Origin of the sequence: Brachybacterium sp. J144, from assembly GCF_036321705.1 — a bacterium.
GTDB lineage: Bacteria > Actinomycetota > Actinomycetes > Actinomycetales > Dermabacteraceae > Brachybacterium.
This window is the reverse complement of sequence record NZ_JAZDCG010000006.1, coordinates 13291-27830: the sequence shown is the minus strand read 5'-3', so window position 1 is coordinate 27830 and position 14540 is coordinate 13291. Positions and strand designations below refer to the sequence as shown.

The following is a 14540-nucleotide window of genomic DNA, read 5'->3' as shown; positions in this document are numbered from 1 at the left end:
CCGGCAAGGGCCTTCGGGAGAACTGCCGAGACGGCAGTGGAGAGAACAGTCGAGAGACACGGGGAGAGGCGACATGACCACACTCGCGGACGTGGCCCGGGCGGCCGGGGTCAGCACGATGACGGTGTCGAACGTCCTCGCCGGGCGGACGCACAAGGTCAGCGCAGCCACGGCGCAGCGGGTGCGCGAGGCGGTCGAGACGACCGGCTACGTCCCCAGCGGTGCCGCCCGCGCGCTCTCGCGCCGGCGCTCGCGGATCGTCGCCCTCGTGGTCAACGGGGACGGCAGCGCGATGACGTCCACGCACGACGCCCGCTACGTCGGCGAGCTGTCACGCCTCCTCCAGGCGCGCGGCTACGTCTCGATGATGATCCCGGCCACCGATCTGCAGGCCACGGTCGCGAGCCTGCGCTCCTGGAACGTGGAGGGCGCGATCGTCATCAACACCCTCGGCACCCAGGTCGAGCGTCTGCTCGACGCCCACGCCGTACCGATGCTCTTCTCCGACAACTACGCCGAGATCGACGGGGCGCTGACCGTGCGCACCGCCGACGCCGAGGGCGGGCGCCTCGCGGCCGAGCACCTCCTGCACCGGGGGCATCGCTCGGCGATCTTCCTCGGGCCGCTCCGCGACGTGGTCAGCGTCGACGACGAGCGGTGGCGCGGCTTCCGCGAGGCCTTCGAGGTGGCGGGGGTCACGGCGTCGGCCCCCGTCGGCATCACTCAGACGACCGTCGCCTCCGGAGTCGCGGCGGCCGCCCGGATCGCGGCGCTCGACCCCCTACCCACCGCGGTGTTCTGCTCGGCCGATGATCTCGCCGCGGGCCTCCTGCGCGGGCTCACCGCGGCGGGGCTGCGCGTCCCGGAGGACGTGTCCGTGATCGGCTTCGACGGCTTCGACATCTCGCAGGTGACGACGCCCGTGCTCACCACGATCGGGCAGGACATGAGCGCCAAAGCCGAGCAGAGCGTCGCGCTGCTCCTCGCGGCCCTCGAGGACGGCGTGGAGGTCGCCGCCGCGAAGCACCCCGAGCCGGTCCCCGTGCGCCTCATCGAGGGGGAGTCGGTGGGGCCGCCGGCGGCGCGGTGATCTGGGGCGGACTTCACTCGGGTCCCGTCTGGTCTCGCCGCCCCGCCCCAGCTCGTCACGCCCGACCCGTCCGCCGGTCCTGGAACTCCGCGCCCTGCGTGACCTGAGGACCTGTAGGTCGTGGAGGTCACGCCTGGCACGGAGTTTCAGCAAGGGCGGGCCCGTCCGCCCCTCACCCCTCCGTCATGGCCCCTGTCGGCAGCCAGTCCGCGCCGAGCAGCTGGGCGACGTCCTCGAGCCCCTCGGTGTCGCCGCCCACGGTGTCGGAGGCCGCGGCGATCCGCTCCACCATCACCTTGCTGACCTGCTCCTCGACCGTGTCCTGGGCGTACGCGATGTACCAGGGGGAGACCTGGTGGTCGCGGTGGGTGCGGCCGGTGACCTGTCGGCCCGCGATGCCGGAGAACCGCGCCTGGTGGAAGATCCCGACGCGGGGCGCGGTGCTCGCGGTGCCACCCCCGGCGAGGCTCTCCCCGGCGTGCAGGCTGATCGAGGCGACGGTCGTGAACACGCACACGGACGCCTTCCCCGTCTGGAAGCGCAGCCGCTCGGCCTCCATGTCGAAGCGGCCCTGGCCGTAGATCGTGGCGACCTCGATCCCGGCATGGCGCAGCCGGTCGGTGATCGGGTCGGCGGCGGTGCCCACGAACTCGACCGAGCAGGCCACCTGCCGCTCCGCCTCGACCTGCTGCGCGATCCACTGCACCGTCGAGTCGACGCGCAGCAGCCCGGCCTTCTGCCGGAAGCGCAGCAGCGCGGCGCGGCCCTTCGCGGTGTTCCGTCCGCGTCTCGCGAGGTCCATCTCGCGGCAGAACTCGCCCCAGTCCGCCTCGTAGGCGTCCCGCTCCGCCGGGGTCAGCGCGACCGGCAGGCCCGAGATCGGCACGGGCCCCCAGGGCGCGGCGCGGTGCAGCATCGCGGGCGGCTCCGGGTCCGCGAGCCAGCCGCGCACACGCGCGAGATCCTCCGCCCGACGGGTCGCATCGCTCGTCCAGGTCGGCCCGTAGCGGCCCTTCTCGAGCGCGATCCCGTGCCGTTCGAGGGCGGTCGCGAAGTCTCCCGCGGGATCCTTCGCCGAGGTCCAGGCGGTCATCGGCTCGTCGTGCGCCTGCGCGTAGGCGGGCGCGAGATAAGGCAGCTCGAGCGGGGTGTGCCCGGGCGTCGCGGTGGTCGCGATGACGAACGGCGCCTGCTCGTGCGGGCGTCCGTGCCCGGAGATCCCCGCCCACAGCTTCCAGCGCTTCGTGGAGGTGCGACGCAGGGCATGGGCCTCGTCGGCGATGATCACGTCCCAGTCGTGGCCGGCGACCTTCTCGAGCCGGTCCCAGGTGATCACCACCCAGTCCAGGCCGCTGTCGCCGAGGGCGGTGATGGTGCGGCACCAGTGGCCGATGGTGATGGCGGCGGGCCGGTCGGCGACGACCAGCACCCGCTCGGCCCCGCGCAGGTCGCCGACGGCGCTCGCCCCCAGCACCGCCGAGATGGTCTTGCCGACGCCGGGCTCGTCGGCGAGCAGGAACAGGCGCCCGCCGGCCTCGGCGTGGGCGGCGATGGCGTCGGCCGCCTCGTACTGGAGCCGCCGCGGCTCGAGATCCTCGGCCGGGGGCGGGACCTTCGCGGGCGCACCGGGGTTGAGCTCGTTCTCGAGGAAGCGTCCCAGCGTGTGGGGCCCGGGGGAGTAGGGCGCGAGATGCGCGGGCAGCTCCCGGCCGACGTGCAGGTGCATCCGCACGGCCGGATGCCACGACGCCCCCTCGACCTGCGTCCCGTACGGCACGTCCAGCACGAACAGGCGCTCGCCGGGGCCGACGAACGGCAGCTCCCGCGGCGCGGAGCTCGAGCCGCGACGTCGCGAGGAGCTGCGGCGTCGACGGGTGCTGGAGCGGCGGGAGGTGGGCACTCGGCGACGATAGCCGGGGTCGACGACGATCGGTGCGAGCACGCGCGGTCGAGGAGTCGGCCGCCCGCGGTCACCGCCCCTGCCGACGGTACTCCCGCGGCGTCATCCCGCAGGCCGCGGTGACATGCTCGTAGAAGCTTGAGAGCGAGCCGAAACCCGCGGCGGACGCGATCTCCGCGGTGGTCATCGAGGTGGTCAGCAGCAGGCGCTGTGCCTCGGCGACCCGGCACATGGTCACGTACTCGCCGAGCGTCACCCCGACGGTGCGGCGGAACACCGTCATCGCGTGCGACGGCGTGAGATGCGCGGCAGCGGCGATGTCGGCGATGGTCAGGGGCTCGCGATGGTGCTCCCGCACGTGCTGCGCCATCGCGGAGACGTGGCGCAGTCGAGCCGTCGGCGCGGAGCCGACGGGGGAGCCGGTGCGAGGGCTGCCCTGGGCGCCGGCGTCGGGGCCGGCGGGGGCGCTGCCGATGGGGGCGCCGCCGACGGTCGGGTCCGCCGGATGCCCCGGCCGGATGCCCGCGCGGAGGATCCGTCGCACCGCCGCGCGGATCTCGAGCTCGGCGAGGTCCAGCGGGGCCGGGGCGAGCGCACCGCCCCCGGTGTCGTCGGGCGTCGTCGGCCCCGCGTAACCCGTCGGCCCTGCGGCCCCGGGCACCTCGTGCACCCACTGCTGCGCGAGCAGCGCCGTGCGCGCCGCGAGCTCCGGCGCGCGGACCACGAGCGGCCGCCCGCTCAGCAGCGGCGCGGTCTCCGCCTCCGGCAACCCCCAGGCGAGCACGGCCGCGAAGGGCACGTGTATCCACAGCGTGTCGCCGGGCCGCGAGTCGACCAGGCCATGGGGCTGCGCCGCCCAGAACACCGCGATCTCCCCTGCGCGCACCGTGAGCGGCCGGCCCGCGAGGAGGTACTGCAGTTGCCCATCGAGGACCACATTGATCTCGACGTCGTCGTGCCGGTGCATCGAGAGCATGCGCGGCGGGGAACCGCGGCGGATCCACAGCCCCGCTCGCTCCTCGTCGACCCGGGCGTCGAGCCCGAACCCCGGGATCACCGCCTCGCTCGTCATCCCCGCACCGTAGCGGGGGATCGCAGGATTCTGGAAGAGCGGGGGAGGAATCCGGGAGACCTCCGGCTCTGTGCGCCCCTAGCGTGACACCATGACGACGACGTTCCTCAAGAACCCCAAGATCACCCTCATCGGCGCCGGGGGCTTCGTGTTCCCGTTCCGGCTGATCGGCGACATACTCTCCTTCCCCGCGCTGCGCAAGGCGACCCTCACCCTCATGGACGTGAACCCCGACAAGCTCGGCCCGGTCGCCGCCGCGACCCGCGAGCTCGTGGCCCACCACGGCTTCGGCACCACCGTCGAGGAGACCACCGACCGCCGCGCGGCCCTCGACGGCGCCGACATCGTGATCATCACCTTCCAGGTGGGCGGGGTCGAGTCCTACCGCCACGACGTCGAGATCCCGCGGAAGTACGGGATCGACCAGACCGTCGGCGACACCGTCGGCCCCGGCGGCGTGTTCCGCTTCCTGCGCTCGGTCGCCGCCTACGACGAGATCGCCGCCGACGCCCTCGAAGTGTGCCCCGACGCGACCTTCATCAACTACGCCAACCCCATGGCGATGGCCACCGCGTACCTCAACGCCAAGGGCCTGCGCACCGTGGGTCTCTGCCACAGCGTCCAGGGCACCACCCGCATGCTCGCCCGCACCCTCGGCGTCCCCTACGAGGAGGTGTCCTACCGCTGCGCCGGCATCAACCACCAGGCCTGGATCCTCGAGTTCATGCACGGCCAGGAGGACCTCTACCCGCGGCTGCGCGAGGTCATGTCCGCCAAGCACCGGCGCGGGCGCGGGGCCGACGGGCTCGCCGGCGACGACGGCGACCACTCCGAGGCCGCGGAGGAGGCGAGCACCTACGAGGGCGGCAACGAGCAGGTCCGCACCGCGATCATGAACGCCTTCGGCTACTTCCAGACCGAGTCCAGCCACCACGCCTCCGAGTACCTGCCCTACTTCCGCAAGACCCCCGAGCTGGTCGAGGAGTACATCCCCGAGCGCTGGGACTACTACGAGATCTGCGCGGCCCACGACGACCAGGGCGACATCGACGCGCAGCTCGAGAAGCTCAAGGCCGAGCTGGCGCCCAGCGTCGAGTACGGGGCGAGCATCGTGAACTCGATCGTCACCGGCACGCCGAGCGTCGTGCACGGCAACGTCCCCAACGCCGGGGCGCTGATCCAGAACCTCCCGGCCGACGCCTGCGTGGAGGTGCCCTGCCTCGTCGACGCCCGCGGCGTGCAGCCCACCGCGATCGGCGAGCTGCCCCCGCAGCTCGCGGCCGTGAACCGCACCAACGTCAATGTGCAGACCCTCGCCGTGCGCGCCGCGCTCGAAGGGGAGCTCGAGAACGTCTTCCACGCCGTGGCTCTCGACCCCCTGACCGCCGCACTGCTCACCCTCGAGGATGCCCGCGCCATGACCGAGGAGCTCCTTGCCGCCCACGCCAACCGGCTGCCGGAGCGGCTGCGGGCGGGGTGAGCCGCGGGGCGTGAAGCCGCTCGCCCCCGACCTCGCCGTCTCGCCTCGCGAAACCTCCGCAGACTTGGGGGAATAGGGCGCGTATTCCCCCATGTCTGCGGGGCGATCGGGGCGCCGCGGGACGGCGGGGCGGGGGCGAGGCTCGTGGGGCGTCGCCGCCTACCCCGTCGCGCGATCGCGGTGCCAGGACTCCCAGAGCCGGGCGAAGGGACCGTTCGCGGCGAGCAGCGCAGCGGGGGTCCCGGTCTCGACCACCCGTCCGTCCTCCATCACCACGACGAGATCGGCCAGCTCGGCATGGCTGAGTCGGTGGGCGATGACGAGGGCGGTGCGGCCTGCGGTCACGGCGGCCACAGCGCGGTCCAGGGTGCCGTCGCTGCCTGCCTCGGCGGTGGCTTCGTCGAGGACGACCACTGCCGGGTCGGCGAGCAGGACCCGGGCCAGGGCGAGCTGCTGCAGCTGCGCCTCGTCGAGGTCCGACGGCGGAGGGGCGCCCAGCCTCTGCTGAGCTCCCGGTTCCCGCACCCAGCGCGCGCCGACGGCGTCGAGGCCCGCCAGCAGATCCTGGTCCGAGGCCCCGGGGAGGGCCAAGCGCAGGTTGTCCGCGATCGACCCGGTGAACAGGTGCGTCTCCTGAGTCACCAGCAGCACCGCCGGCCGATTCCCGCGGCGGGCGATGTGTGCAGGACGGCCACCGATCCGGACCGCCCCGGCCGAGGGGTCCAGCACCCCTGCGACGACCCGGGCCAGCGTCGACTTCCCCGAGCCGGAGGCGCCGACGACGACGGTCCTCGACCCCGCGGGGAGGTGCAGGGTCACCTGGTCCAGCGCGCGTCGTGCGGTCGCTGCGGGAGAGGCGCCGGCCGACGGGTAGGTGACGGCGATTTCCTCGATCTCCACCTCCGACCCGCGGCTCTCCTCGCCCGCAGCTGCCGGCTCGGACGCCTCGAGCACGCCGACCAGGCGCTCCAGGCCCGCCTGCGCCCTCTGCAGGTTGTCGATGCTGGTCAGCAGAGCGCCGATGGGGTCGAACAGGCGGTGGAAGAACAGGGCCGCCGCGGTCACGACGCCCACCGTGATCGCGCCGGTCTCGACGCGCCAGAACCCGAGGGCGAGCACCGCGGCGAGCCCCAGGAACTCCGCCGTGTTCAGCCCAGCATAGAAGCCGTTCCGCACGGTGACCTGGGCGAGGCCGGTACGGATCGCGGCGAGGCTGCGCTCGGCGATCAGTCCCAGACGGTCCTCCGCGCGGTCGTGGGCGACGACGGTCCGGGCCCCGGCCACGGTCTCGAGGATCGCCTGGCCCCGGGCTGCCTCCTCCTGCCGGACTCTCACGTACAGCGGGCGGGATCGGCGCAGGAAGCGGCGGGTGGTGAGCAGTTGGAGGGGCACCGCGAGCAGCGCTCCGGCCGCGAGCCAGGGGTCCAGGACTGCGAGACCCACCGCGGTCAGGCCGATCGTGAACACGGCACCGACCACGCGGGGCAGCACCCCCGAGACCGCCTCGGTGACCGCCTCGACGTCGCCCGTGACCCGCGAGACCACATCGGAGCTGCCGGCCTCCTCGACCGTTCCCGCATCGAGCCCGATCGCCGCCGCGAACACCTCCTCGCGGAGCTCGGCCAGGGCCTCCTGCAGGCACGTCACGAGGAGCCGACCTCCCCACCAGGTCGCTGTGGCGGCCAGGAAGCCCGCGAGCAGCACTGCGAGGCACACCACCAGCAGCGATCCGAGGCCGCTGCCCTGGACCACGAGATCCGCGATCCGGCCCAGGGCAGGCGGGATTACCAGCGCGGCGGCGGAGCCGACGAGCAGCGACAGCGTCGTGGCCAGCAGGGCGGCCCGTCGGCGGGCCAGCAGGCGCAGGGCCGTGCGGGCGGTGCGGCGTGCCCCGGCCACCGGGAGGGTGCGGTGCTCCGACGGGTCGGCGGCGCGGGACGGCGGCGCGGTCTGGGCGCTCATCGTGCGACCGCCTCGGCAGCCTGATCCTGTGCCGGGCCTGGAACGGTCCGGTCGTCGGCACCCGGGGCGGCGCCGGCCTCGCCACCGGGCGCGGGGCCACGGAGGTCCACCACCTCGTCGCAGGCCGCGAGGAGCGGCGGCTCCCCGGTGATGACCACGAGGGTGCGTCCCAGTCCGCGCAGCCCATGGGCGACCCGGTGCGCCGTGAGGGGGTCCAGGGCGGTGGTCGGCTCGTCCAGGACCACGAGGTCGCCGTCGTCATGGAGCGCGCGGGCCAGCAGCAGCCGCTGCCGCTGCCCTCCGGAGAGGCGGCGTCCGCCCTCGCCCACGGGAGCATCCGGTGAACCGACGTGGTCGATCACGTCCTCGAGCGCGGTCGCCGCGGTTACCTTCGCATCGAGCGGGCGGTCGTCGAGGACGACGTTCGCCCGCAGGGACCCCGTGAACACCGTGGCCTCGTGCGGAGGGGCCACGATCCGTCGGCGATAGGCGGCCGGGCCGAGCGCCGTCGCATCTCTCCCGTGCACCTGCAGCTCACCGTGCCGCAGCGGGGAGCGGAGGGCGAGGCGGTCGGCCACGGCGCGCGCCTGCGCGGCTCCCGAGATCCGCAGTCCGACCATCCGGCCCGCGTCGACTCGCACCTCCGGGCCGCGATCGGGCTGCCAGCGGAGCACCGGGCCGGCCGACCCGTCGGCGTCTGTGCCGCCCGTCCCGGCGGGGAGCACGAACGCTTCGGCCGCCAGTGCCCGGAGCCGGCGCGCGGACGCCCGCTTGTGCGCCCAGTTCGCCCCGAAGGTACCGATGTGGGCGAGCGTGCCTTGCAGGAACTGGGCAAGACCCACCACGGTCACCAGCTCGCCCGGCGTGATCGCGCCGCGCAGTGCCATCCATCCGGCGGCGAGGGTCAGCAGCGCCATCGACAGCACCGAGAGGATGCTGCTCACGGCCTGGTACGTCTGCAGTGAGCGTGCCGCGGCGACCGCGCGGTCGCGGGAGGTCCGGCTCGCCGCGCGGTAGCGCCGCGCCACCTCCTGCTGGGCGCCGAGCCCGTGGATGATCCTCAGCCCGGACATGGCGTCGGTGGCGACCTCGCTGGCCGAGGCCACCGAGACCTGCTCCTTCAGGCCCAGTTTCTCCAGGGGGCGCGCGAGCGACTGCATGCCCCACAGCACCGCCGCCGCACCGAGCAGCACCGCGAGGCCCAGTGGCACGGAGATCACCAGCAGGGCGACGGTGCTGGTCAGCAGCGCCGCCACGGTCGCCCCCTGCTGGGCGATGCTCCACGCCACCCCGGCCACCCGGTAGGTGTCCGAGGTGGTGATGGAAAGGACCTCGCCAGTCGGTCGGGCGAAGAGCAGGCGGGGATGCAGCACACGCTCGACCACCAGTTGGCGCAGATCGTGCTCGCCGTGGCCGTAGACCCGCACCATGCCGCGGGAGGCTCGCTGATAACTGAGCGAGAGCACGAGGAAGAGCGCGGCGAGGACTCCCAGCCAGAGCATGAGCGCCGCACGGTCCCTGGGCAGGACCGCCCGGTCGATGATCACGCCGATGAGCACGGGCACCGCCGCCTCGGCCGCCTGGTGGAGCATGAGCCCGGCGGTGCTGAGGGCGAGGAGGCGGCCGCGCCGGTCACGCGTGAGGGAACGACGGATGATCCCGCCGACGGTCAGCGCCGGCGGACGTTCGAGGAGGAGTCCCATACCTCGAGGCTAGGGATCCCGGGCCTGGGGCAGGGGACGACCGATGTCGCGCAGCGGACAGCGAATGGTTAGGGTGGCCTCACTCTGCCCCGTGCGTCGCGCCCGCGACGCACCGACTCTCTGGGAGCGCCTGTGGACCACCCGTCGGACCTCGCCGTGCGACCTCCCCAGGGGACCATGATCCCGGGCCCCGGATATCTGCTCACGACTCGCTTCCTGCGCTGGGTGTGCCTCGATGACGAGGAGTCCTCATGCGTGCCGGAGCCGCATGTGCATCGCGAGCACACCGTGTTCTGGGCGCGCCGCGGCGTCCATGCGGAGGTGGAGGTCGAGGGGGTGCGCCACGCCCTCGTCCCGGAGCGGGGGCTGTTCGTCCCCGGGGGCACCGCTCACGCGGCGAGCCGGGCGGCGACCACCCCGCTCGCGGCCACCTTCGTGCACCCCTGGGCCTGGCAGGAGGCTCCGGCGGAGGTGACGCCCGTGCTGGTCAACGAGGCGCTGCGGGCTCTGCTCACCCACCTCCACGACCGGGGAATGCCCAAGGGTCAGCGGATCCGTGCGCAGCGCGTCTGCCTCGAGATGATCAGCGTCGAACCGGCGCCGAACCTCGCCCTGGCCATCCCGCGCGACCCCCGCATCGCGCCGGTGGCCCGCGCGATCCTCTCCGATCCGGCGGACGACCGCTCGCTCGAGGACTGGGCCTATCTCACCTCCGTCAGCGGCCGCACGCTGGTGCGGGCCTTCCGGGCCGAGACCGGGATGACGTTCACCGAATGGCGGACCGCGGCGCGGATGTCGGCGGCGATCCGGCTGCTCGGCGAGGGTGTCCCTGTGGGCGGGGTGGCCCGACGAGTGGGGTATGCGACGACGAGCGCGTTCAGCGCCGCCTTCCATCGGATGTTCGGCCGCCCGCCGCACCAGTTCCTCCCCGCCGCGGACGCCGTGGCCTGACGACATTGCCAGACGATGTGGCCTGACGCCGCGGTGTGACGTACGGCATGGCGCGGTGGGCCCGTTTGTCCGCTGCGCGACACGGTCTGTCCTCTGGGCGGGGACCTCGTTCACTACCCTGAGTAAGGCTTGCCTCACCTCAGTGGGGCCGGCCGCCCCATCCTCCGGGCCCGACCCCGTTCGGGCAGCTGTCGAAAGGACCTCATGGCCACCCTGCGTCGATCCACCTTCCTCCTCGGCCTCGCCGCCGCCTCGCTGCTCGCCGCCTGCACCGCGGGCGAGGCGGAATCGGGTGCCGGCACCGGGAACTCCGACGCGGGCGGTGCCGCGGACACTGGCGCCTTCCCGGTGACCCTCGAGCACGTCTACGGCGAGACCGTCATCCCCGCGGCGCCCGCCCGCGTGGTCACCATCGGCTGGATGACCCATGACATCGTCGCCGCGCTCGGCCTTGCGCCGGTCGGAGTGAGCACCAGCTGGGGCGGGGACGAGGAGGGCTTTACCCCCTGGTTCCGCACCCAGGTCGAGGAGGTCCTCGGTGCCGACTTGCCGACGGTTCTCGCCGAGACGGAGGACGGTCCCGACTACGAGCAGATCCTCTCCCTCGCCCCGGATGCGATCCTCGCCCCGCACTCAGGCATCAGCGAGGTGCAGTACGAGCGGCTGTCCGAGATCGCGCCGACCCTCGCCTACCGGGAGGGGGCCTGGTCCTCCGGCACGTGGCAGGACCTGACCGGCATCGTCGCGACCGCGCTGGGCCGGGTCCCCGAGGGGGAGACCCTGATCGCCGACACCGCTCAGCTCATTGCCGACGAGGCCGCCGCGCATCCGAACCTCGACGGCGCGAGCTTCGTCTACACCGTCACCCTCTCCGGCGCCGACGGCGGCACCGAGATGGCCCTCTACGTGAGCGGCGACCCGCGCGTGGCCTTGCTGCGAGAGTTCGGCCTCGTCGACACCCCTGCCCTCGCCGACCTGAGCGCGGGGGTCGGTCCCGACGAGTTCTACACAGGGGTGAGTCTCGAGCAGCTCGACACCGTCGAGGCGGATGTGGTGGTCGCCTGGTCCAACTCCGCCGAGAACACCCAGTACTCCCTCGAGCATCCTCTGTTCTCGCGCTGGGACCCGATCGCGAACTCCCGCTACTACGTCACCGACGACTCGACCCTGGGGATGGCCACCTCGGGTCCGTCCGTGCTGAGCCTCCCGTGGGCGATCGAGCAGGGGTACATCGCGGGGATCTCCGCCGCGATCGACGGCACGCCGACGGTGAGGGAGGCAGCATGACGGCCGCTCCCACCGGGTATGCGCCGCGGATCCATGCCGCGGAGGTCACGGCCGTCCGACGGCTCGGTCCCGGCATGGTGCGCGTGACCCTCGGCGGGGAGGACATGCACGACTTCCCCAGCACCGGCATCGGCGACGAGTACGTGCGCCTGTTCTTCCCCGATCAGCCCGACGGCGACGTGCGCATGCCCTTCGTCACCGAGCGCGGCTGGGACTTCCCCGAGGGCGTCGAGCCGTCTGCGATGCGCACATACACGATCCGTGCGCACCGCGGAGGCGAGGTCGACATCGACTTCGTGGTCCATGAGGGCGGGCTCGCCGCGGACTGGGCGATGCAGGCCCGACCCGGTCAGAGGGTCGCCCTGAACCCGCCGCGCGAGCTGTACACCCGACCGGCCGAGGCGCGTCGGCAGCTGCTCGTCGCCGACGAGCCCGCTCTCCCCGCGGCGCTCCGCCTCGCCGAACTCACGGCCGACCAGGTCGAGACGACCCTGCTCGTCGAGATCCGCGGCCGAGGCTACGAGCTCGCGCCCGAGACCGAGGTCGCGGGACCCGCCACCTTCCGCTGGCTGCGCGGCACCGGCAACGGCGCGGCACCCAGCGAGCTGGTCTCCGCCCTGCGCCGCGAGGAACTCGCGGCGGACACCTACGTGTGGGTCGCAGCCGAGACGCGCCTCATCCGCCAGGCCCGCACCTACCTCCGTCACGAGCTCGGTCTGCCCGCCACCATGTACAAGTGCGTCGGCTACTGGACGGACAGGGCCGAGCAATGGCGCGCCCGTTACGCCGAGCTCGGCGCCCCCTTCCAGGAGCAGGTCGACGCCCTCTACGCGAGCGACCGTGACATCGAGGAGATCGTGGACGAGGTGCAGCGGCTGTTCCAGGAGGCGGGCCTGTGAGCATCGGGCCGTCCCTGCGGGCGGCCCCCGCCACGTCCGCTTCCCGCGAGGAGGCCGAGGTCTCCCAGGGCCTGGCGCGGACCGCGTCCCGCCGTACCCTCGGCCTGGTTCTCGCCCTGCTGGTCCTGCTCGGTCTCGTCATGGCCAGCATCGCCGTCGGCGCCCGCGCCATCCCGCTGTCCACCATCCTCGAGGCGCTCGTGGCGCCCGACCCCGCGATCGACGAGCACCTCATGATCCATGAGCTGCGGGTGCCGCGCACGGTGGTGGGCCTCGTCGTCGGCCCTGCCCTGGGGCTGTGCGGTGCGCTGATCCAGGCCTTCACCCGCAACCCCCTCGCGGACCCCGGCATCCTCGGCGTCAACGCGGGCTCGACCTTCGCCGTCACCGTCGCCGTGGGCATCCTCGGCATCGCCTCCCCACTCGGCTACATCTGGTTCGCGCTCGCCGGCGCGGGGGTCGTGACGGTGCTCGTGGCCCTGATCGGCTCGGTCGGCGGCGGCCGGGCCACTCCCGCCACCATGACCCTCGCCGGGGTGGCGCTGAGCGCCGTCCTCGGTGGTCTCACCAGCGCGATCGTCCTCGGGGATCGCGCCGCCTTCGACGACCTGCGGTTCTGGGGCGTCGGCTCGATCGGCGGCCGCGAGCTCGACGTGGTCCTCTCGTTCGCCCCGCTGACCCTTGTGGGCGTGCTGATCGCCCTCGCGGTCGCTCGGCCCCTGAACGCCCTCGCTCTCGGCGACGAGCTCGCCGCATCGCTCGGGATGCGGATCGGGCCCGTCCGGGCCCTGGTGATCGTGGCCGTGACGCTTCTGGCCGGGACGGCGACCGCCCTCGCCGGACCCATCGGCTTCCTGGGGCTGATGATCCCGCATGCGGTGCGCTGGATCGTCGGCCCCGATCAGCGCTGGATCCTCGCGTACACCCTGGTCGTGGCACCCGCGATGCTGCTCCTCGCCGACATCGTCGGCCGGTTGATCCTGCCCAGCGGCGAGCTGCGCGTCGGCCTCGTGACCGCCGTCGTTGGGGCGCCCGTGCTGATCCTCCTCGCACGACGGCGGACGGTGAGCGGGCTGTGAGCGTCCTGTCGCCCCGGTCCGCGCAGGGCCGGCTGGAGCACGGCTACCGCGCCCTGTCGCCGCGCCTCGGCCGCGTGTCCGCGCTGCTGCCGCTGCGCACCCTCGTCATCTGCGGGATCCTGGCCCTGGTCATCGCGATGCTGGGCCTGGTCTCCCTCGGCCTCGGCACCACCCCGCTGAGCGTGGCAGAGGTGATCGACGCGCTCCGGGGCCGGTCCGAGCCGCAGGTCCGGCTGCTGGTCGTGGGCTGGCGCCTGCCGCGGATGCTCGTCGCCGTGCTGTGCGGGACCGCGCTCGCGCTATCCGGGGCGATCTTCCAGTCCCTGACCCGCAACCCCCTCGGCTCGCCGGACGTCATCGGCTTCTCGTCCGGTTCCTACACCGGGGCCGTCGTGGTGATGCTGCTGCTCGGTTCGAGCCGCTACCTCGATGTGGCCGCCGGCGCGCTGCTGGGCGGATGCGCGACCGCCGCGGTGGTCTACGCACTCGCCGTGAGTCGAGGGGCGGTCGCCCCGTTCCGGCTGATCATCATGGGGATCGGCGTGGGCGCGCTGCTGACCTCCCTCAACTCCGGGCTGATGCTGATGGTGGATGTGGACACCGCCATGCTCGCCGCGGTCTGGGGCGCCGGCTCCCTCAACGCCCTCGGCCACGACCAGCTGCGGCCCCTGGCCGCGGTACTGGCGGTGATGCTGGTCCTGCTCGTCGCCGTCGCCGCCCCGCTGCGCCAGCTCGAGCTGGGCGATGACGCCGCCCGGTCGCTCGGCACCCGCCCCGGCCGGGTGCGGATGGGGGCGGTGGTGCTCGGCGTGGCGCTGACCGCGCTGGTCACCGCCGCGGCCGGACCGATCTCCTTCGTGGCGCTCGCCGCACCGCAGATTGCTCGGCGGCTGGTGCGCGGCTCGGGGATGCAGCTCGTACCGTCGGCTCTCGTCGGTGCGCTCGTGCTGCTCGCCTCGGACGTGCTCGCGCAGCGGCTCGGACTGCCCGTCGGCGTGGTGACCGTGTCCGTGGGAGGCGGCTATCTGGTGTGGCTGCTGGCAACCGAGTTCCGGGGACGACGATGAGCGAGCGGACGAAGGTGGCGCGGACGATGACGGTGGAGGGTGCCCGAGGG

General features: G+C 73.3%; 11 protein-coding genes. 7 read left to right on the top strand and 4 right to left on the bottom strand.

Going from position 1 to position 14540, the window contains the following annotated elements; genetic code table 11:
- Positions 1–73: 73 nt before the first annotated feature.
- Positions 74–1090 (top strand): LacI family DNA-binding transcriptional regulator, encoded by a 1017-nt coding sequence (locus V1260_RS04025; RefSeq protein WP_329745506.1) that lies wholly within the window; start codon positions 74–76, stop codon positions 1088–1090.
- A 172-nt stretch (positions 1091–1262) separates the two neighbouring features.
- Here V1260_RS04025 and V1260_RS04020 read toward each other — a convergent pair whose 3' ends face one another.
- Both V1260_RS04020 and V1260_RS04015 read right to left on the bottom strand, forming a co-directional pair.
- Positions 1263–2990, bottom strand: a complete 1728-nt coding sequence (locus V1260_RS04020; RefSeq protein WP_329745505.1) for a helicase — start codon at positions 2988–2990, stop codon at positions 1263–1265.
- A 70-nt stretch (positions 2991–3060) separates the two neighbouring features.
- Positions 3061–4062 (bottom strand): helix-turn-helix domain-containing protein, encoded by a 1002-nt coding sequence (locus tag V1260_RS04015; RefSeq protein WP_329745504.1) that lies wholly within the window; start codon positions 4060–4062, stop codon positions 3061–3063.
- Positions 4063–4153: 91 nt separating this feature from the next.
- Here V1260_RS04015 and V1260_RS04010 point away from each other — a divergent pair, with 91 nt between their 5' ends.
- A complete protein-coding gene (locus V1260_RS04010; RefSeq protein WP_329745503.1) occupies positions 4154–5542 on the top strand; it encodes an alpha-glucosidase/alpha-galactosidase in 1389 nt (462 codons plus the stop codon).
- 159 nt (positions 5543–5701) lie between these two features.
- Here the strand turns inward: V1260_RS04010 and V1260_RS04005 are convergent, their stop codons facing one another.
- Both V1260_RS04005 and V1260_RS04000 read right to left on the bottom strand, forming a co-directional pair.
- Positions 5702–7504 (bottom strand): ABC transporter ATP-binding protein, encoded by a 1803-nt coding sequence (locus tag V1260_RS04005; RefSeq protein ID WP_329745502.1) that lies wholly within the window; start codon positions 7502–7504, stop codon positions 5702–5704.
- On the bottom strand, positions 7501–9207 hold the full coding sequence (locus V1260_RS04000; RefSeq protein WP_329745501.1) for an ABC transporter ATP-binding protein: 1707 nt from the start codon (positions 9205–9207) through the stop codon (positions 7501–7503). The genes V1260_RS04005 and V1260_RS04000 overlap by 4 nt, the downstream gene beginning before the upstream one ends.
- Before the next feature lie 255 nt (positions 9208–9462).
- Here V1260_RS04000 and V1260_RS03995 point away from each other — a divergent pair, with 255 nt between their 5' ends.
- From V1260_RS03995 to V1260_RS03975, 5 genes are all read left to right on the top strand, one after another.
- Positions 9463–10158, top strand: a complete 696-nt coding sequence (locus V1260_RS03995) for a helix-turn-helix transcriptional regulator (protein WP_329745500.1) — start codon at positions 9463–9465, stop codon at positions 10156–10158.
- A gap of 204 nt (positions 10159–10362) precedes the next feature.
- Complete coding sequence (locus V1260_RS03990) at positions 10363–11445, top strand: ABC transporter substrate-binding protein (protein WP_329745499.1); 1083 nt, start codon at positions 10363–10365, stop codon at positions 11443–11445.
- Complete coding sequence (locus V1260_RS03985; RefSeq protein ID WP_329745498.1) at positions 11442–12344, top strand: siderophore-interacting protein; 903 nt, start codon at positions 11442–11444, stop codon at positions 12342–12344. Before V1260_RS03990 ends, V1260_RS03985 begins: the two co-directional genes overlap by 4 nt.
- A complete protein-coding gene (locus V1260_RS03980; protein ID WP_329745497.1) occupies positions 12341–13423 on the top strand; it encodes a FecCD family ABC transporter permease in 1083 nt (360 codons plus the stop codon). Before V1260_RS03985 ends, V1260_RS03980 begins: the two co-directional genes overlap by 4 nt.
- Complete coding sequence (locus V1260_RS03975; RefSeq protein ID WP_329745496.1) at positions 13420–14490, top strand: FecCD family ABC transporter permease; 1071 nt, start codon at positions 13420–13422, stop codon at positions 14488–14490. Before V1260_RS03980 ends, V1260_RS03975 begins: the two co-directional genes overlap by 4 nt.
- The last annotated feature ends 50 nt before the right edge of the window (positions 14491–14540 follow it).

Bases quoted from the DNA above. Each gene is read 5' to 3' on its own strand.
- V1260_RS04025 (WP_329745506.1), top strand. From the start codon at position 74: ATGACCACACTCGCGGACGTGGCCCGGGCGGCCGGGGTCAGCACGATG.
- V1260_RS04015 (WP_329745504.1), bottom strand. From the start codon at position 4,062: ATGACGAGCGAGGCGGTGATCCCGGGGTTCGGGCTCGACGCCCGGGTC.
- V1260_RS04010 (WP_329745503.1), top strand. From the start codon at position 4,154: ATGACGACGACGTTCCTCAAGAACCCCAAGATCACCCTCATCGGCGCC.
- V1260_RS04005 (WP_329745502.1), bottom strand. From the start codon at position 7,504: ATGAGCGCCCAGACCGCGCCGCCGTCCCGCGCCGCCGACCCGTCGGAG.
- V1260_RS04000 (WP_329745501.1), bottom strand. From the start codon at position 9,207: ATGGGACTCCTCCTCGAACGTCCGCCGGCGCTGACCGTCGGCGGGATC.
- V1260_RS03990 (WP_329745499.1), top strand. From the start codon at position 10,363: ATGGCCACCCTGCGTCGATCCACCTTCCTCCTCGGCCTCGCCGCCGCC.
- V1260_RS03985 (WP_329745498.1), top strand. From the start codon at position 11,442: ATGACGGCCGCTCCCACCGGGTATGCGCCGCGGATCCATGCCGCGGAG.